16 protein-coding genes are annotated in these 17,178 nt (G+C 45.1%); 7 read left to right on the plus strand and 9 right to left on the minus strand.

The window, feature by feature from the left end; translation table 11 throughout:
- Positions 1–109: 109 nt before the first annotated feature.
- From KE626_RS31065 to KE626_RS31090, 6 genes are all read right to left on the minus strand, one after another.
- Positions 110–1,333, minus strand: a complete 1,224-nt coding sequence (locus KE626_RS31065) for an FAD-dependent oxidoreductase (protein ID WP_211976975.1) — start codon at positions 1,331–1,333, stop codon at positions 110–112.
- An 81-nt stretch (positions 1,334–1,414) separates the two neighbouring features.
- Positions 1,415–2,323 (minus strand): helix-turn-helix domain-containing protein, encoded by a 909-nt coding sequence (locus KE626_RS31070; RefSeq protein ID WP_211976976.1) that lies wholly within the window; start codon positions 2,321–2,323, stop codon positions 1,415–1,417.
- Positions 2,324–2,499: 176 nt separating this feature from the next.
- A complete protein-coding gene (locus tag KE626_RS31075; RefSeq protein WP_211976977.1) occupies positions 2,500–3,117 on the minus strand; it encodes a hypothetical protein in 618 nt (205 codons plus the stop codon).
- Positions 3,118–3,403: 286 nt separating this feature from the next.
- Positions 3,404–4,438, minus strand: coding sequence for an alpha/beta fold hydrolase (locus tag KE626_RS31080; RefSeq protein WP_211976978.1), 1,035 nt, complete (start codon positions 4,436–4,438; stop codon positions 3,404–3,406).
- A gap of 50 nt (positions 4,439–4,488) precedes the next feature.
- Positions 4,489–4,890 carry a DoxX family protein gene (locus tag KE626_RS31085; RefSeq protein WP_211976979.1) on the minus strand — a complete coding sequence of 134 codons (402 nt, stop codon included), beginning with the start codon at positions 4,888–4,890 and terminating at the stop codon, positions 4,489–4,491.
- A gap of 193 nt (positions 4,891–5,083) precedes the next feature.
- Positions 5,084–6,661 (minus strand): discoidin domain-containing protein, encoded by a 1,578-nt coding sequence (locus KE626_RS31090; RefSeq protein WP_211976980.1) that lies wholly within the window; start codon positions 6,659–6,661, stop codon positions 5,084–5,086.
- A 437-nt stretch (positions 6,662–7,098) separates the two neighbouring features.
- Between KE626_RS31090 and KE626_RS31095 the strand changes: the two genes are divergently transcribed.
- The gene (locus tag KE626_RS31095; protein WP_211976981.1) at positions 7,099–8,049 is read left to right on the plus strand and encodes a sugar phosphate isomerase/epimerase family protein; all 951 of its coding nucleotides are present in this window, start codon (positions 7,099–7,101) and stop codon (positions 8,047–8,049) included.
- A 3-nt stretch (positions 8,050–8,052) separates the two neighbouring features.
- Here KE626_RS31095 and KE626_RS31100 read toward each other — a convergent pair whose 3' ends face one another.
- Entirely contained in the window at positions 8,053–8,739 is a 687-nt protein-coding gene (locus KE626_RS31100) for a MarR family winged helix-turn-helix transcriptional regulator (protein WP_211976982.1), read from the minus strand.
- Between the two features lie 121 nt (positions 8,740–8,860).
- Here KE626_RS31100 and KE626_RS31105 point away from each other — a divergent pair, with 121 nt between their 5' ends.
- Positions 8,861–9,364, plus strand: coding sequence for a transposase (locus tag KE626_RS31105; protein ID WP_211976983.1), 504 nt, complete (start codon positions 8,861–8,863; stop codon positions 9,362–9,364).
- A gap of 14 nt (positions 9,365–9,378) precedes the next feature.
- Here the strand turns inward: KE626_RS31105 and KE626_RS31110 are convergent, their stop codons facing one another.
- Positions 9,379–9,885, minus strand: a complete 507-nt coding sequence (locus KE626_RS31110) for a VOC family protein (protein ID WP_211976984.1) — start codon at positions 9,883–9,885, stop codon at positions 9,379–9,381.
- 199 nt (positions 9,886–10,084) lie between these two features.
- Between KE626_RS31110 and KE626_RS31115 the strand changes: the two genes are divergently transcribed.
- From KE626_RS31115 to KE626_RS31125, 3 genes are all read left to right on the plus strand, one after another.
- Positions 10,085–11,023: an alpha/beta fold hydrolase gene (locus tag KE626_RS31115; protein WP_211976985.1), complete on the plus strand. Its 939-nt coding sequence runs from the start codon at positions 10,085–10,087 to the stop codon at positions 11,021–11,023.
- Between the two features lie 196 nt (positions 11,024–11,219).
- The gene (locus KE626_RS31120; RefSeq protein WP_211976986.1) at positions 11,220–12,524 is read left to right on the plus strand and encodes a DUF3108 domain-containing protein; all 1,305 of its coding nucleotides are present in this window, start codon (positions 11,220–11,222) and stop codon (positions 12,522–12,524) included.
- Positions 12,525–12,657: 133 nt separating this feature from the next.
- On the plus strand, positions 12,658–14,199 hold the full coding sequence (locus KE626_RS31125) for a sulfatase family protein (RefSeq protein WP_211976987.1): 1,542 nt from the start codon (positions 12,658–12,660) through the stop codon (positions 14,197–14,199).
- A gap of 95 nt (positions 14,200–14,294) precedes the next feature.
- On the opposite strand, the gene KE626_RS31130 is transcribed toward KE626_RS31125, so the two are convergent.
- Positions 14,295–14,741, minus strand: coding sequence for an SRPBCC family protein (locus KE626_RS31130; RefSeq protein WP_211976988.1), 447 nt, complete (start codon positions 14,739–14,741; stop codon positions 14,295–14,297).
- A gap of 526 nt (positions 14,742–15,267) precedes the next feature.
- Here KE626_RS31130 and KE626_RS31135 point away from each other — a divergent pair.
- Both KE626_RS31135 and KE626_RS31140 read left to right on the plus strand, forming a co-directional pair.
- Entirely contained in the window at positions 15,268–15,873 is a 606-nt protein-coding gene (locus KE626_RS31135) for an RNA polymerase sigma factor (protein WP_211976989.1), read from the plus strand.
- A 67-nt stretch (positions 15,874–15,940) separates the two neighbouring features.
- A complete protein-coding gene (locus tag KE626_RS31140; protein WP_211976990.1) occupies positions 15,941–17,158 on the plus strand; it encodes a FecR family protein in 1,218 nt (405 codons plus the stop codon).
- Positions 17,159–17,178: the final 20 nt, after the last annotated feature.

The raw sequence follows: 17,178 nt of genomic DNA on the forward strand, positions 1-17,178 counted from the left end.
ATTTTCTTGATGTCAATATACGAATTATTTGAAATATTTCTATCGTAATCTTAAATTCTTCTTAATACCTGGTTACAAATCAAAATGATTCGGATGTTTGAAGCGCGTACTACTCCAATCCTTTCCAGTTATTGGCAAACGTCATCCTCTTAATAAAAGGAACGGCATTGCATAGGCGGAACCAGGTTCTGTTTACTGCCCGCGCCAGGCGATTGGCGGAAATAGCCTGGGTAGTGTATTTCAATGAGGTATTTACGGCTTCAAACCCTGTTTTTAGCATTATCGCTTCGTACTCGCTGATGGCTGTTACCAGGTCCTTTTGGCCTGCAGCCGATTCCTGTAGCTTTTTAAGGAGTAGCGAAGCATCAAACAACGCCATATTTGCACCCATTCCCTGCAGTGGGGTCATGTTGTGGATGGCGTCGCCCAGTAATGTAACAGGGCCGCTTTTCCATGGACTTACCGGCAACATGGTTTTCAACGGCAGCCATAACAAACTCCCGGTATCCGAATTAAAGATTAATTTCTTAAAAGCAAAGTGCCATTTGCTTATTTTATGGATAACTTCTCTTTTTAAATCCTCTCCATCCATTAAGTTGGGAAATTCCTTTTTATCAGCAACGAATGACCATAGGATATAGTTTTCATCCTCTTTACGATAAACAGCATTGAAGAAAAAGTATTTGCTTTTTGGCATCACTACATTCATCCTTGTACACAGGAAGTCCGGGAGCCATGTTGTGTTTTCCTTATCCAGGATCATTTTGCCGCCAATAGCGATGGCGTTGGTTGCCACACGTTGGGCATCGGGTAACAACTGTTTCCTTATCCTGGAGTTGGCGCCATCGGCGCCAATGAGGATATCTGTTTCAATAGTGCTGCCATCTTCAAAATGGACTTTTATTTTTTTGTTTTCCAGCAGCTCATATTTCAAAAAAGTTTTGCCATAGTGAATATGTTCTTTTATCCCCGACATCAATACTTTCCTCAGCAGTTTCCGGCTCACATTATATTGTCCTTCTTCCGGTACTTTATGGTTACCGGTCATTAACGATTCTTCTATATGCACCAGCTCTTTCATATCCTCGGTAAGGAAGCCAATACCGTCTGTGGGCGCCGCTGTAGCAGACAGGAAATCTTTCCAGACTTCTTCAGATAAACAATGGTGAAGTGATTTTGCCCCTATGGATCTTAAATGAATGCGGTAGCCATCGAGCCAGTCTTCTTCGCGGGCGTTTCTTTCATAAACAGTAAAATACAGGTTAGCTTTTTTAAGACCCTGTGCCAGGCATAATCCGCCGATGCCGCCGCCTATAATGGTAATGTGTTTCATAATTTGGTATTAATCAGTAACACAAAGGTAGGCGGACTACCAGCCGGATAGTTGAACATATGCGGACAGGAACAGCACAAATTATTCCATTTTGCGGTAATCGAGGGGAGTATGACCGGTTCTTTTTTTAAAGAGACGGGTAAAGTAGGAGGCGTTTTCGAAATTGAGATAAGCAGCAATTTCTGAGATATTCATAGCGCCGTGCTTTAACAGCACTTTGGCTTCCAGTATGAGCATTTCGTGTATCTGCTCCAGGGCTGTTTTACCGGTGATTTGCCTGACAGCCTTATTTAAATAGTTAGGCGTTACAAAAAGCATATCAGCATACTCATTGACCTGTTGCTTATTTAAATAATGTTCGCTGATCAGGTCCAGGAATTTACCAGATAGTTGTTCCGGCGATGAATTGTTGGAGGGGCTGACGGTATTCTCTTGTTTTTGATGTAAAACACCCGCTTCGAGCAGTAAGACATTTAAATAAGCGGCCAGCAATTGCCTGTTATTGGAGTTATGGTATATGGTATGAATGGCGCTGAAAAGACCATCGAATTTAATCGTTTCCTCCCGGTTTAAATCAACCATCGGATGATGACCGTATTTAAAAAAAGGAAAAGAGGACAGCGCAGAATTAGCGGCACCTTGTGCAGAAAGAAAATCGCTTTCCGCCAAACAAAAGTATCCTTCAATATCGGTACCGTAAATATCTCCGGATGAAATCTGACCAGCGGATTTAAAAAAGAGCTGTTGCGGCCTGATCGTATATTCTCTTAATCCGCAATGCCGTGAAGAGGTGGCACCGGCAGATACAAATAATATCTCAAAATATTCGGACCGGTGCAAAGGAAGTGGAAATTTAAGATGCCTGATCACATCCTGTATTTTGTAAATTCGAAAAGTATTGTCGCCACCAAAAGGAAATTTGTCGCTTTCAGTAAAACGGCGATGAAATTCATTGTGATTATAGCTGGGTATTTCTTTCCGAGGTTCCAATTACAGAAGATATTAGATCGCGTCAAATGTAGTTGTATTCGGTAACTTAGGCAAGTTTAGTTAAATAACCTGCTGTATGAGCAACTTGCTTTCTAGATAGGGTCCTGTTAAGTAAAGTTTCCTTGATGGTGTCTTTTAAAACAGGCATAATATAACCTGGTCTGCCAACGCAGGAATCAGCTAAGGTGAAAATCACCTATTCCTGGTAAGGATTTAAAAAGGGTATTTAGCTCTTGCTTTTTTGATAAATATTCTTCATGCGATAGGGCGTCAACATTGTGAAGCCATAAAATATTCTGGTGCTGCTGCTCGTATGATAATAACGTTGAAATCTGTCCATATTTGTCTAGAAGATATGCTTTCCTTTTTTCCTTAAGTACTCCTATAAAGTCCGAGAGTTCTGCTTTAGATGGGTTGTCTATCAAAAAGGTTATAGCGCTTGAATTGTTGTTGTGAGCCAGATAAATTAATCTTTTGTAGGTAAACAAATAGGCAAGGAAGCAAAGAATTGCAGCTACCAAATAAAATAAATAAGCGTTGTGTCCTACTTTTTCGTGGTTAATTTCTTCGACATAGAGTAAGGCTGAAATGCCTGCTAAAAAAAAGACGCCAATAAGCCACCCTTTATGGCCGGATTTAGATTTTATTGTCTTTATCCCAATGTCTTCGAATTTGAGGTAATATTCGCTGCTGTTAAGTAATTGTTTGTTTCGAATTGTTAACCCATCAGCTTTTATCTCAAACCACTTTTCATGAAATAGATAATTTCTCTGATGCAAGCTATATTTTACCATATTGGAATCAGGCGTTTTCGTCTAAAGTACAATTTTCTTCAATATTGATCATTTTTAGTAATTGATGTTTCTGGAGTTTCGCCTCTTGTTATGTCCCGGGAAAACCATCCTGTGCAGTCATCAATAGCCAGAAATGCCTCAGTTTTTGACCGCAAGTTCATCCACCATCCCGGATATGCATCTGCCGGCATCTGGCGGGCAGGCGATCCGATTTATCGAGACGAAATAACAGGTATTCGAGAAATAAACAAACACGGCGACTGCTATACGCAGTTGCCGTATTTATTTATTTCGCCAGCTGCCCGGCTTCAATGATCGCATCAGCAAAAGCTTCCGGGGCTTCTTCCGGCAGGTTATGGCCAATGCCACCTTTGAGGGTATGATGAACATATTTCCCGGTGAACTTACCGGCATAGGCGGTAGGGTTGGGGTGCGGGGCGCCATTGGCATCTCCCTCCAGCGTTACGGTTGGTACCGTAATCGCGGGACCGGTGGCCAGCTTTGTTTCCATGGCATCATATTGTTTTTCACCTTTCGCGACGCCGATGCGCCAACGGTAGTTGCTGATCACAATAGCCGCATGATCAGGGTTATCGAAAGCAGCAGCTGCCTTTTCAAATGTGCTGTCTTCAAAATGCCATTGAGGAGAAGCGGTTTGCCAGATCAGCCTGGCGAAATCGTGTGTATACTGCTGGTATCCTTGTTGTCCGCGTTCCGTTGCAAAATAGAATTGATACCACCAGCCAAGTTCCGCTTTGGGAGGCAGCGGCGCACGGTTGGCCTGTTGGCTGCCGATGAGGTACCCGCTTACTGATACGAGGGCCTCGCAGCGTTCGGGCCACAGGGCGGCGATAATGTCGGCGGTGCGGGCGCCCCAGTCAAAGCCTCCGACGATGGCTTTGTGGATCTTCAATGCATCCATAAACGCAATGATATCTGCGGCGAACACCGCCTGCTGACCGTTTCTCGCTGTTTTTGGGGAAAGAAAACTGGTACTGCCATAGCCGCGCAGGTAGGGCACAAACACATGATAGCCTTTTGCGGCCAACAAGGTGGTTACCTTGCTGTAACTGCTGATATCATAGGGCCAGCCATGCAGCAGGATTACAGGTTGCCCGTTTGCCGGGCCGGCTTCTACATACCCTACATTTAATACACCGGCTTTGATGTGCTTCGCAGCGCCGAAGTTGGCGGCTACAGCGGTGGTGTCGTTCTGGTAGCCAACAGCGGATACTGGCAATTGGAAGATGAAAAGAGCGGCGGCTATTAAGGCTGCTGTAACGATATGACGGTTGCTGGTATAATTTTTCAGGATTTTCATATACAAAGTATTTGAGCTGAATTTATGTTGTGAAGAGGGGGATGCGGTTGTTATAGCGGTTGTGGTATGGCAGATGAATACCTTGCAGGGTATAATTTTCTAAACATCAGGTACGTAACCGATATAATGGTGAATGCGATAATGGCATCTACGGCGGCGGCGAAGTTCAGCACATAAATTTTGGAGAAAAACGCAAAGAGGATGTCAAAGAAGATGCCGGCGAATACCCATTCCTTTAAGCGGAGCAGCCTGTTGGGGGTGAGGAGCACAATTACCCCGGAGAGTTTTGCAACACCAAGAATGTAAATAAAATGAGGAGGATAACCCAGCTGCCTGGTAATGCCCCATACAATAGGATTGCCGGTTAATTCGAAAACGCCGCTGGCGCCAAACCACAGGGAGATCAATATTGCGCCGGTCCAGTAAATTACTTTCGAAATCTTTGAGTGCATGTTTTTTTGTTTGTAGTGTTAAAGAATGACACAAAGTTGCGCTATGAACCGGCTGCAGCATAGGCGAAATCGTTGAAATAGACAGAATAGGGCGCCAGTTAGACAATGCTGCCCTGAAAAAACGGGAAGGCCGGCATTCACTCGGAATGCCGACCTTCTAAGGTAATGGTCGGGTGGATATATATTGAATGTTCTAGTCTTTGTAGGTGCCAACCTCGCACATCGCGGCAAATTGCTCGCCATCATAGGAACTTTTCATATTCAGCTTGAAGTAGCGGAAGTTCTTTGTAGATGAAAGCACGATGTTTTGTGGATTAGTGGTTTGCGCCAGGGTGAAATCCCCCAGGGAAGTCCAGGTGGAATTGTTGTTGCTGGTCAGGATTTCCACGACCTTTACCATCCGGCTGTCGCGCTGTTTGAACGTAAACCGGTTTACATCCAGTGCCTGGGCCATATCCACTGTAATATAATGAGGATAGCTGGCGGCGTTGGTCGACCAGCGTGAATGCCAGTACGTGCTGCCGGAGCCGTCAATGATGTTGGCAGCGGCGCCGCTTTCGGCGGCGGTTTCCTGGGAGCTGTAAGCAGCTACCGTCCAGTTGGTTTTGTTGTATACCACTTTGTCGCCGAATGTGATAACAGGGGTGCCGTTAACGAAACTATAAGCGGCCACGTAACTACTGATACTGCCATTTTCGTGGCATAACCGGATTGTAAACTCGTAGTTGGTATTTCCTTTGTCCCTGAAATCACTAACGGGCATGACAATACGGAAACTGTCGGTGCCAATTGGTTTTGAGGCAAACGTTACGGAGTTATAACCGCCATTATCATTGCCGGTATTACGGTTGTAATAAGCGATATCTTTTACAGCCTTGGCAGCGGAAAATTTCCCGGAAACAATAATACTGGCGGAGGCGCTGTTATATGCCGCGTATACCTGCTTCACCTGGCATCCCGGATCTGTGTACCAGTCGGTTCGGGTAACGTTGCTGAATACCTGGCCATTGGCCAATATGGCCGCATCCGCCGGTGAAAAATACGTAGGGGCTTTCCCGAAAGTGCCATTGCCATAGCCCATCAGGGTGGTGCCATACAGGATATTTTCTGACTGGGCGCCTCCATTATGCGGAAGGTTAATGCCATGGCCCATTTCATGTGCCATACCGCCAATCCATTTGGTGGAGAACTTATCATCGGGTTTACCAAGATTGATGGTATCCAGACCTGTATAATCCAGTGCGAAGCACCAGCGGCCAATTCCGTAGAATGGTCCGCCACTGGGGTCTCCGTTGGCGCCATAGGAATAGGTGGGGATGATCACCATGATATGGTCGCTTTTTTTCTCCGTGGGATGCGCGGCAAACCAGGCATTTACCTCGGTCATTACAGCGCCGGAGCCACCCTCATAAGGATAACTGTTCTTGCCCAGCTGACCCCGGATCAGCGATATTTTCAACTGACCACTGGAGTCCGATTGCAGCCCCAGTGTTTTGCCGGCATATCCCCATTTGTTCATCCATTTGGTGGTGAAATTCTGCATATACAGGAATACCCCGTTTAGCCGTGCCCGGTAGCCGGGTACAGTATCCAGGTCAGATGGAACAAAGTATACCACGTTCAGCATATAGGTGCCATTGGCCACGCCATTAACACCTGTTGGCGGCTTTTTTTTGTCAATTTTTTCGACTGATTCAGACTGCTTTTTACAGCTGGTCACAGCCAATGTAAGTGCGGTGATAACCACTAAAAAATGGAAGATTTTGGTCATTGTTTACTGTTTAAGTGATGAAATATGGTTTTGTCAGATAGTAGATTTATTTAAGTGCTGTAAATTTTCGGGAATTTTCGCTGCGCTGCCGCCTCGCCTGGTTGGGCCGCTATGCCGCCAACAAGGAAATACCAGGTCAACTGTTGGATTACAAAACAGGAATAAGGCTTATTCAATGCTACAGGTTTTTCGGTTGACTGATGTAAAGATGATCAACAGCATTTTGGGAGCTGTTGCTAATATTCATTGCTCTATTCAAATATAAGGAATAGTTGCGCTCTTTAACAACTATATTTTGTGCGTTCCGGTTCATCATTACCCGTGTTGCATTTCCAGTATGGAATGTATATTTTGCGTCTTCGTAATACCGGTATTTCTTATTCCACGTACTTCCCGGCGGATGAAAACCTGCCCGGGATATAAAAGGCCTTCGATACATGACAGACTTCTCTTTAAACCGCAGACAAGTATTAAAAACGCTGGGAGTAACGGCTGCAACCTCCTTGCTCCGCGTCCCCGCTGTAGCGAAAGAAACCGCTGCTAAAAAGCAACCGGCTTTTAAGTACTCGCTGAACATGAGTACCATACGGGGGCAGCGGCTCGGATTTATAAAGGAACTGGAAACCGCTTCCAAAGCGGGGTTCAGCTCCGTAGAAATATGGATAGATACCTTTCAGCACTATCTAAACCAGGGTGGATCTGCCACTGAAGCCAAAAGGATCATAACAGATCTGGGACTTGAAGTGGAAAATGCCATTGGCTTTGCCAAATGGATCGTTGACGACGAAGTCACCCGCAAAGCAGGAGTACAGCAATTACAAAGGGAAATGGAGCAGCTGGCAAAAATTGGCTGTAAACGTGTGGCAGCCCCGCCAATGGGCGCCAATCACCGCGATGCGGCTTTAATTCATCTCAATGTGGTAACAGAAAGGTACCTCACCATTCTTGAAATGGGAGCGCAAACGGGTGTGCTACCCATACTGGAAATGTGGGGCTCATCACCCAACCTGAAAAAAATCAGCCAGGTGATGTATGTGGTTACAGAAAGCGGCCATAAAAATGCCCGCGTGCTGCTGGACTCATTCCATATTTTTAAAGGCGGTTCCAGCTTTAACAGCACTGCCTTTGTTGGCAACGCCGCCATCGATATTGTACATGTAAATGACTATCCCGCTGGCATTCTCCCTAGTAAAATATCAGAACCGGATCGTATTTATCCGGGAGATGGCATAGCGCCGTTGCGGCAACTGCTGGAAAATATCAAAGACCCCGCGAAGCAGGTGATTATTTCGCTGGAGGTGTTTAATGAAAGCTATTACCGGCAGGATGCTTTACTGGTAGCTAAAACAGGGCTGGCTAAAATGAAAGCAGTGACTGCAGGAATATAGCCGTTATTTCGAGCCGGAGAACTTAGCAATTTTATTTTTCTGTTCCAGCATTATTTGGGCAACTTTTTCCTGGCCTAATGTTTCCAGGAGAAGCTCATCTATGGACTTGTTCCGGGAATTTGACAATAACTCCTGGTGTTGATGTTCCGTGTCTTTGAGCAGGTTGATGATAACTTGTTTGTCTTTATGATCAATGCCATTATACATCAGCAACGTAGGTTTATATAACAGCTGGTATAATTTGAACAGGATCTTTTCCCCGGCTTTTGTGATGCTTACAAGCTTGGCTCTCTTATCATCCGGGTCGGTTCTCTCTGCAACATACCCCAGTTTTTTCAACTTATTAAGTATATCAATACCGGTGGTTTGCTCTGTGAAATTGTACTGTATTACCTGTGTTTTCTTTACTTCTTTTAAATGGTAGATGGAGCTTAGAAAATAGAACCATTCCAGTTCAAACCCGGGTATCTCCTGTAATGCCATTTTCGAATAGGCTGTTTGCATGCCTGCCAGTCTTCCTATCAATTTGGCAAATACTGTATCCAGATCGGGAGGCGTTAGTCCGCTGAATAATTCACTGTTACTTTCTTTCGCTAAAAAATACATACAGAATTCCGTGGCGGAAATATGTACCGGATTCTTCTGTGCATATGCTTCCCAGGCGCTGATTAATTTTATAAGCTCACTCATAATTTATATCGAATTCGATGTAAATATAGTTAAAAATGGGTGGAATAGTTTGTTTAATGCTTATTTTGACCTATTTTTGCATCGAAAATGATCTTTTAATACAAAAAATGAATCGAAAACGATGAATAATATAACAACCAATTATCTTACAAGAGCTGAATGGTGGCTGTTCATCACCACCCTGGTCTATTTTCTCATGAACGGGGCGCAGATATTTGAAACCCTGGTATTTGTTCCCAAATGGACAGGCGCTCCACCGGCCAACTTCAAATTGTTGCTGGACGGATCGGGGGCCAGTTTGAAAAATTTCTGGATAGTCTTTCATTCATTACATGAAATTACTTTCCTGCTGGCCATCATATTTTGCTGGAGAATTGATTTTGCCAGGAACTGGTTGCTGGTGTTATTTGCCGTTCATTTCGCGGTGAGAGTATGGACGCTGGCTTTTTTTGCGCCTAACATTATCAACTTTCAGAAAATAGCCGAAACAAATTCCGTAGTGGAAGGCCTGGCAAATAAAACGGCGCTCTGGCAAACACTTAACTATATCCGGGTAGCGATTTTTATCGCGGTGTCAGTGGGTTTGATCCCCTTATGCATCAGGGTATTTAATTTGCGTCACTAACGCGATGCTTTTACTCAACGGGCTTTTTCCATCTGCCTGATAGCATTCCATCCCTCCGGTGTGATGCCCATAATTTCGGTCACAACGCCCATTGTTTGATAAGTGTCGAAGAACGCCATCCGGGCAATAGGGTGGTCTACTTCGCTGATGACTGCATGGCCCTGTTCGCGCAGCTCATTGGTGACAGTTTCGAAACCGCTTACCGGCAAACGGAAAGCCAGGTGTTGTGTACCGCCGGCGGGATATTTAGCAAGATAGTCATGGAACATACTTTGACCGGAAAGGGGTTGAATCAGTTCAATGAAGGTGCCCCCGTTATAAGTTTGTGTGGTGAGCCAGTCGCCGGCTACCACTTCGCCATAATAAGTCATATCCAGATCCTGTGCGCGGAAATATTCGGGTTCGGGAAAGCTGATACCCAGTGTTTTTGAAAGGAACTTTACGGTGGCATGAATATCCGGAATCACCCAGCCAATCTGGGCCAGTTCGAGTCCTGCGGGCATGTTATCGGTAGTTTTCATATTTGTTTGTTGTGAGTGGAGTGATTGAACAAAGATAAAATACAGCAATTTCAAATGTCGGGGGCATTTACGCCAATATAAAGGTAATTCGCGACGATCTGCTATTGTCGCTATTTACCCCTGTTATTGTCGCATACATACAGCCATTAACAAAATATTGTTGCAGAACTTTGTAGCCTGACAAACAAACGCTCAACATATGAAGAAACATCTTATAGCCGGCTCTTTTGTAGCACTCATCCTGGCGGCAATGGTGGCTTGCCAGTCAAATCCTAAGGAAACAAAAAATCTTCCGGCAGCAAAAAAAGACAGTGTTGTCACCCCGTCCGTGAAGCCCACCGAAACGGGTTATGCCGATGTAAACGGATTGAAAATGTATTATGAGGTATATGGAGAAGGCAAGCCTATCGTACTGCTTCATGGATCTTTTATGAACATTCCATTGAACTGGTCGCATATCATCCCGGTGCTGGCCCAAAAGAGAAAAGTGATCGTAACCGAACTGCAGGGCCATGGCCGCACGAAAGATATCCCACGGGAATTCAGTTATGAAGCCATGGCAGATGATGTGTCGGGCCTTCTCAAACATCTTAAAACAGACAGCGCAGATGTTTTAGGCTACAGCATGGGCGGGGGAGTAGCCTTCCAGGTAGCAGTGCGCCATCCGGAGCAGGTACGCAGATTGGTAATATTGTCCGGGGCATATGCCCATGACGGTTGGTGGCCTGATGTAGAAGCTAGTTTTGCGACCATGAATGCCGATATGTTCAAAGGTTCGGTGATACAGCAGCAATACGATAGTATGGGTAATGATCCTGCACGTTTTCCTGAATACATTAAAAAAGTACTGAGCATCGACCTAAAACCATATAACTGGTCGAAGGAAGTCAAAAACATAAAGTCCCCTATATTCATGGCCATTGGCGATGCCGATGGTATACGGTATGAACATGCACTGGAATTATTCCGGGCCAAAGGAGGAGGGAAGATGGGAGACCTTCACGGATTACCAAAATCCCGCCTGGCCATTATCCCCGGCACTACGCACATCGGTATGATGGTGCACGCGGATTTGTGGATTCCAATGGTGAGCGATTTCCTGGATAGTGATCTGAATGCACCGCCCCCTACCTTTTAACCAACTGCATAATAGATGATGTTTGACAGGTTGCCGGAAATTATATTCCGGCAACCTGTTACTGTTTCCGGCCGGGGGGTAGCCTTTCCGGTTTTTGTCTACCCGAAAACAGGTATTTCTGTACTCCCTTTTTCCCTGTATATGCTGCTTATCTTGAATCCCTTATTTTTGTGGGGTCAGATAAATTATCAGAAACATGCTTTTTAAATTTCGTAACCCAGTTTTAATTTCTTCTGTTTCGCTTCTCCTTACCGCCATCGCCTGTGAAACTCAGGCACAGGAAAAATTCGACAGTAAGTTGCTGCAGAATGGTAAATTTACCCTCGCCTGTTACACTGTAAATGACGGCAGTGAATCAGCGATCGGTACATTTACCATTGGCATCAACACCGCCAACGATAAGTTGGCGCTAACAACGATTACCGCGCTTGCCGGACTGGAAGCCTGGAAAGATACTGCTGTATCTAACCTGAGCGACTTTAAACCTATTTACCGCGCATCCCACAGCACCCTGAAAGATATGGTGCTGCACTTCGGAAATGATGTTACCGGTTACTATGTAGATAAGAAGACCGGTAAGAAAACGCAGATCAAAGAAGCCGGTAACCAGCATTTCGTGGATAGCTATACGTACCCGTTCCTTTTGTCGTTATTGCCGCTAACCTCCGGTTACAGCACCGATTTGTCAGTGTATGAATACAAACCCACCAACAACGGTAACCTGAAAAAAGCCGTGGTGGAGGAGGTGAAGAATAGCACCTGGGTGAGTAAATACACCGGCAAGCACGATGTATGGGAGGTGACCGTAGTTGAACCTACTACCAACGAAAAATCTGTTTCTCTGATTGATAAGAAAACCCGCCGGCTCTGGCAGGTAGACATGTGGGCCGATGGCCAGCAGATCAGGATGGTGGACACCGAAACAGATTTCAATTCCGTTAAGGCGCCTTTCGATAAAGACCTTACCATGAAAATGGTGAAGGGAGGTAACTCCATCATTTATGGCCAGGTGTTTGCCCGCGACTTTGACGATAACGGAACCATCTTTGCGAAAATGCAGGTAATGAACATCCAGGCCAAACAGGTGGCGCCCCGCGGTACACAGGTGATCCTCATCCCTTACAACGACTACTTCAAAGAATGGATCAAAACCAATGAATCCCAGCGGAAAAAAGGCCGGGAAGGTATCGCCCTGCTCGATGAAGCCGCCGAGTGTATCAAAACCACCCGGGTGTACGACGATGCAGGACACTACGAATTTGTAAATCTTATGCCCGGTGAATACCTGTTATACACCGAGTTTGGTTATGACCACTCCTATACCCAAACAGAAGTGGTAGGTTATACGGATCACTATATCAATGGTATGTTCCAGGGTACTACCAACAATACCGTTAACAGGAACTATAGTACCGGCAACAGTGCTGTAGTGAAAAAGATAGTAAGGGTAAGCAAACCCGGTGAAAAGGTGGAAGCAAAACTTAAGAAAACACGCGCCTGAGTATAACTGAATTAAACGGAGCCGCATACACGAAATGTATGCGGCTTTTTTTATGATACTGACCGGACTTTTATTATCTTGTTGTTTGCTAACCAGCAATTATTGACAGTGAATAATGAAAAAAAGCTTATTTATGATAAGGATAAGACTATTACAGACGGTTGCGCTATTACTAATTTTTTCGACGCAATTGTACGCACAACGCCGCCCCAATATCCTCATCATTGTTTCGGATGATCATGCCTATCAAACGATTGGTGCTTATGGAAGTAAGTTAATGAAGACACCCAACATAGACCGGCTGGCCAGGGAAGGCGTACGATTCGATAACGCCTATGTTACTAATTCCATTTGCGGGCCAAGCCGTGCAGTAATTCTAACTGGAAAATACAGCCACAAAAACGGGTTTAAAGACAATGAAAGCTCCCGGTTTGACGGCTCTCAAAATACTTTCATTAAAGAACTGACCAAAGCAGGGTACCAAACCGCATGGATCGGTAAGTGGCACCTGGAAACAATTCCCCGGGGATTTACTTTCTGGCAGGTATTGCCGGGACAGGGAATGTACTACAACCCGGATTTTATTATGATGGATAGCAGCAAAAAGAGGATAGAGGGATATGCCGCCAATATAATAGAAGATCTGGCAGAGGATTGGCTGGATAAAAGAGATACCACCCAGCCATTTTGTTTAGTGATCGGTCATAAAAGCATGCACAGGACCTGGATACCTGATACCTGCGATATGGGGATGTTTGATAAGGTCACTTTTCCATTGCCCGCTAATTTCTATGATGACTATGCGGGAAGATCTGCTGCAAAGGTACAGGACATGACTATCGCTCAAACAATGAGGATGGGCTATGACCTGAAAATGTTTGACAGTGAAAAAGAGGAGAACAATGAATCCGGCATTAACAGGATGACGCCGGATCAAAGAAAAAAGTTTGATGCCTGTTATCACCCGATACACGATGATTTTAAAAAGCAACATTTAACGGGTAAGGCGCTGGTGGAATGGAAGTATCAGCGTTACATGCGCGATTATTTGTCTACCGCCGCCTCCCTGGACCGTAACATAGGCCGCACACTTGCCTACCTTGACAAACATCATCTGGACGACAATACGATTGTGATATACCTGTCAGACCAGGGATTTTACATGGGAGAACATGGTTGGTTCGACAAACGTTGGATGTATGAACCGTCGTTTCGTACGCCGATGATGATGCGGTACCCTGGTGTGGTGAAACCCGGTACTGTAAACAGGAACATGGTAATGAACCTGGATATTGCGCCTACAGCATTGTCTGCCGCCGGCCTCGCGGTACCGAAAGATATACAGGGCAGTTCTATTCTTCCTTTGGTTACAAACACAAAGGCCAAAGGAAGAAATGCCATGTATTATCACTACTACGAAAATGGCGAGCACCAGGTATCTCCACATTTTGGTATTAGCACCGGTCGCTATAAGCTCATCCGTTTTTATAAAAGAGTAGTGGCCTGGGAGCTATATGATCTCCAAAAAGATCCCGACGAAATGCATAATCTATACGGGATGAAGGAATATGGTAAAACTGTACAAGCGTTAAAGCAACAGTTGAATAAACTGATTGACCAGTATGATGACAATGACGCCAGGTCGGTGCTTCATGATGAAACAGTCATTCGGTAAAAAGAAGCGGGGAACCGGTATCGCGTTGCACTTTTCATATGGCCTATAACCCGGTAAAGATAATATGCTTTACCGGGCTATGGGCCATCTGATTATCATGCATCCGGTATTTCAGGCTCTACCAGCTTAGTCAGCTTTTCCAATGACTCCTGCCAGCCCAGGTAGCACATTTCTACCGGTATAGCATCAGGAATGCCTTCCTGTGTAATTTTTACTTCCGTACCGGCGATGGTTTTCCGAAGTGATACGGTAACAACCATTTCTCCCGGCAGGTGAGGATTATCAAATTTATCGGTGTATTTCAACAGCTCGTTAGGCTTAAGTTCCAGGTAAGTGCCACCAAATGAATGACCGTTACCGGTGCTGAAATTATGAAATGACATTTTGTGAGAACCGCCTACCACCGGATTCAGTTCCTGAACGGTGCAAAGAAATCCATAAGGAGGTAACCAGGAAGCGATAGCGGCTGGTTCAATAAAGGCCCGGTATACTTTTTCCGGAGATGTTTTCAGCATTCTGTGTAATGAAACAGTGTTTGACATAACAAATTATTTTATCCCTACTCGTCTGGCTTTTCGGTTCCGCCCGTTTTTGAAATGGTGGCTGCTCCACTTGTTTATCGTTTATTTTGATAGAACAAAGATGGCGTGAAAATCGGAGTTTGAGAGAGGGGAGATACGACAATTTCACGGGTTGATTGCGACTTGGCAAACACTTTGTTAACGTTCACCGCCAACCGGCCGGCGATTGTCGATTTTAGAGGAAGCTCTTTCTTTTTTTACCACAACGGCGCACTCCCGGAAAAATAATATTTGTATTAATGACAATAATTTATGATCTTGGCTGCCGGGAATGAACTTTCCCGGAACGTGATAGTTTCATGATCATAAAACACACGATCCTCCATAACATCAACCATTATCAATAAGGAAACTATAGTTAAAAGTCAGCCAACAAAGTAGGTACGATCTTACTGTATTTTTATGCGGAACACACTCAGTTTAATGGACGCAGGTTAGCTGCGGGCCCACTGGTTGTTCTTTTTTTTAGTATATCATATAAGCGGGGATGCAGTCGATTAAGTCGTTTGAGGGTAACCAGTCATTCGGGGAAGCAGAACTGCTGCAACGGCTTGCCGTGGCAGATGAAGCCGCCTTCTCTGTTGTTTTCAAAGAATACTACGCTGTTTTATGTGCCTTCGCACGGAAGATTATCCAGGAAGCTGCCGATCCGGAGGACCTGGTCAACGAAGTATTTTTAAAATTATGGAACCGCAACCAGGTTTTTGAAAATATCCGGCACCTGAAAGACTTTTTGTACAAGTCAACCCGTAACGCCTGCTTTGATACTATAAAACGCACGGTTCACAGTAAAGAGCGACAGGCAGTATTTCTCGGATCCCAGGCAGGCTGGGAAGCCGCGGCAGATCTTGAAATGATTCGCCTGGAGGTGTTCAATGAACTCTATCGGGAAATCAACCAACTGCCGGAGCAATGCGGGAAAATTATACGCATGGGCTATATTGAAGGCCTGAAAAATGATGAAATTGCCCGCGAACTGGGCCTGTCCGTACAAACTGTAAAAAACCAGAAATCCAGGGGGATAATGCTGTTGAAACATCGTCTCCCACCGGAAATTTTTATCTTTCTCCTGCTGGCATCTGTACATCCCTGAATTTTTTTTAAATCGCTTTGGTACTATCCTGGTATCACGTCGTAATAACAGAAAGCATAATGCTATTATGGACGAGCCAACATCGAATGCCCTTTATATAGCAGACCTTCTCAGCAGGCATTTAAAGGGAACCCTGACTGCCGGGGAATCAGCACAGTTGCATGCCTGGATAGCCGGGAGTGAGCAGCGCCGGCAACTATGGGAAGATATCAACGATGCAAAAATTCAACAGGTTGCGGTAAAATTGATTGCGCAGTATAATGAAAACGAAGCGTTGGAACGTTTTCTGTCTACCCACGCGCGGAAAGAGCAACCGGTAGTATCAAAGGGGATATACCTGCTGCACCGGTGGAGGTGGATCGCCGCCGCTGTGGCTATTATATTCGCCGCAGGTACCGGGTACTGGTTCCTGTCTCAAAAGCCGTATTCCACGGGCATCACACAGCATGCTTCTATGAGCGATATTGCGCCCGGAAAGAATGGTGCAATACTGAAATTGGCCGACGGCAGTAACATTACGCTGGATAGCCTTGCGAATGGCGTAGTAGCCACACAAAACGGTGCCAGGATAGTACTTGATGATGGTGCGCTGGTATATGGTCCGGGTGGAAATGAAAATAAAGAGATTGCTTATAATATAATTACGACCCCAAATGGTCGCCAGTTCCGGGCAAGCTTACCGGATGGTACGCAGGTGTGGTTGAACGCCGCCAGCTCTATCCGCTACCCTACAGTATTTAACGGTAAGTACCGGAATGTGGAAGTTACGGGAGAAGTTTATTTTGAAGTGGCTCCGGATGCCGGCATGCCATTCCAGGTAACCGCTATGAACAACGTACGCATTGAAGTACTGGGCACGCATTTCAATGTAAATGCCTACGAAAATGAAGAAAGCCAGCATACCACCTTGCTGCAGGGCGCCATCAAAGTAATGTCATTGAACGAACAGGCATCGGCGCGCTATAAAAAAGGGATCATACTCCGGCCTGGCCAACAGCTGCAGCTGTCTGAAACCCCTGTCGTTATTAACGATGCAGACATTGATAAAATCATGGCCTGGAAAAACGGGTTGTTTGATTTCGATGGAATGGATGTGAAGTATACTATGAAACAGATTGCCCGATGGTATGATGTGGAGATCATCTACAAAGGCGATATACCAGATATTAAATTTTATGGAAAGATCAGCAGGAACATAAGCCTGGCCGGCCTTATCAAAGGACTGAACGGCGCCGGTGTGCATTTGCACATTGAAGATGGCAAAAGACTGGTAGTAACAAAATAAGCATCATCATAAAAACAGAT

Source organism: Chitinophaga hostae, from assembly GCF_018224885.1.
Classification (GTDB): Bacteria; Bacteroidota; Bacteroidia; order Chitinophagales; family Chitinophagaceae; genus Chitinophaga; species Chitinophaga hostae.

What these genes read in the sequence shown, in the direction of transcription:
- KE626_RS31100 (WP_211976982.1), bottom strand. Translation starts at nt 8,739, where the DNA reads ATGAGTGAGCTTATAAAATTAATCAGCGCCTGGGAAGCATATGCACAG.
- KE626_RS31095 (WP_211976981.1), top strand. Translation starts at nt 7,099, where the DNA reads ATGACAGACTTCTCTTTAAACCGCAGACAAGTATTAAAAACGCTGGGA.
- KE626_RS31110 (WP_211976984.1), bottom strand. Translation starts at nt 9,885, where the DNA reads ATGAAAACTACCGATAACATGCCCGCAGGACTCGAACTGGCCCAGATT.
- KE626_RS31075 (WP_211976977.1), bottom strand. Translation starts at nt 3,117, where the DNA reads ATGGTAAAATATAGCTTGCATCAGAGAAATTATCTATTTCATGAAAAG.
- KE626_RS31130 (WP_211976988.1), bottom strand. Translation starts at nt 14,741, where the DNA reads ATGTCAAACACTGTTTCATTACACAGAATGCTGAAAACATCTCCGGAA.
- KE626_RS31140 (WP_211976990.1), top strand. Translation starts at nt 15,941, where the DNA reads ATGGACGAGCCAACATCGAATGCCCTTTATATAGCAGACCTTCTCAGC.
- KE626_RS31085 (WP_211976979.1), bottom strand. Translation starts at nt 4,890, where the DNA reads ATGCACTCAAAGATTTCGAAAGTAATTTACTGGACCGGCGCAATATTG.
- KE626_RS31080 (WP_211976978.1), bottom strand. Translation starts at nt 4,438, where the DNA reads ATGAAAATCCTGAAAAATTATACCAGCAACCGTCATATCGTTACAGCA.
- KE626_RS31125 (WP_211976987.1), top strand. Translation starts at nt 12,658, where the DNA reads ATGATAAGGATAAGACTATTACAGACGGTTGCGCTATTACTAATTTTT.
- KE626_RS31120 (WP_211976986.1), top strand. Translation starts at nt 11,220, where the DNA reads ATGCTTTTTAAATTTCGTAACCCAGTTTTAATTTCTTCTGTTTCGCTT.
- KE626_RS31090 (WP_211976980.1), bottom strand. Translation starts at nt 6,661, where the DNA reads ATGACCAAAATCTTCCATTTTTTAGTGGTTATCACCGCACTTACATTG.
- KE626_RS31135 (WP_211976989.1), top strand. Translation starts at nt 15,268, where the DNA reads ATGCAGTCGATTAAGTCGTTTGAGGGTAACCAGTCATTCGGGGAAGCA.
- KE626_RS31115 (WP_211976985.1), top strand. Translation starts at nt 10,085, where the DNA reads ATGAAGAAACATCTTATAGCCGGCTCTTTTGTAGCACTCATCCTGGCG.
- KE626_RS31065 (WP_211976975.1), bottom strand. Translation starts at nt 1,333, where the DNA reads ATGAAACACATTACCATTATAGGCGGCGGCATCGGCGGATTATGCCTG.
- KE626_RS31105 (WP_211976983.1), top strand. Translation starts at nt 8,861, where the DNA reads ATGAATAATATAACAACCAATTATCTTACAAGAGCTGAATGGTGGCTG.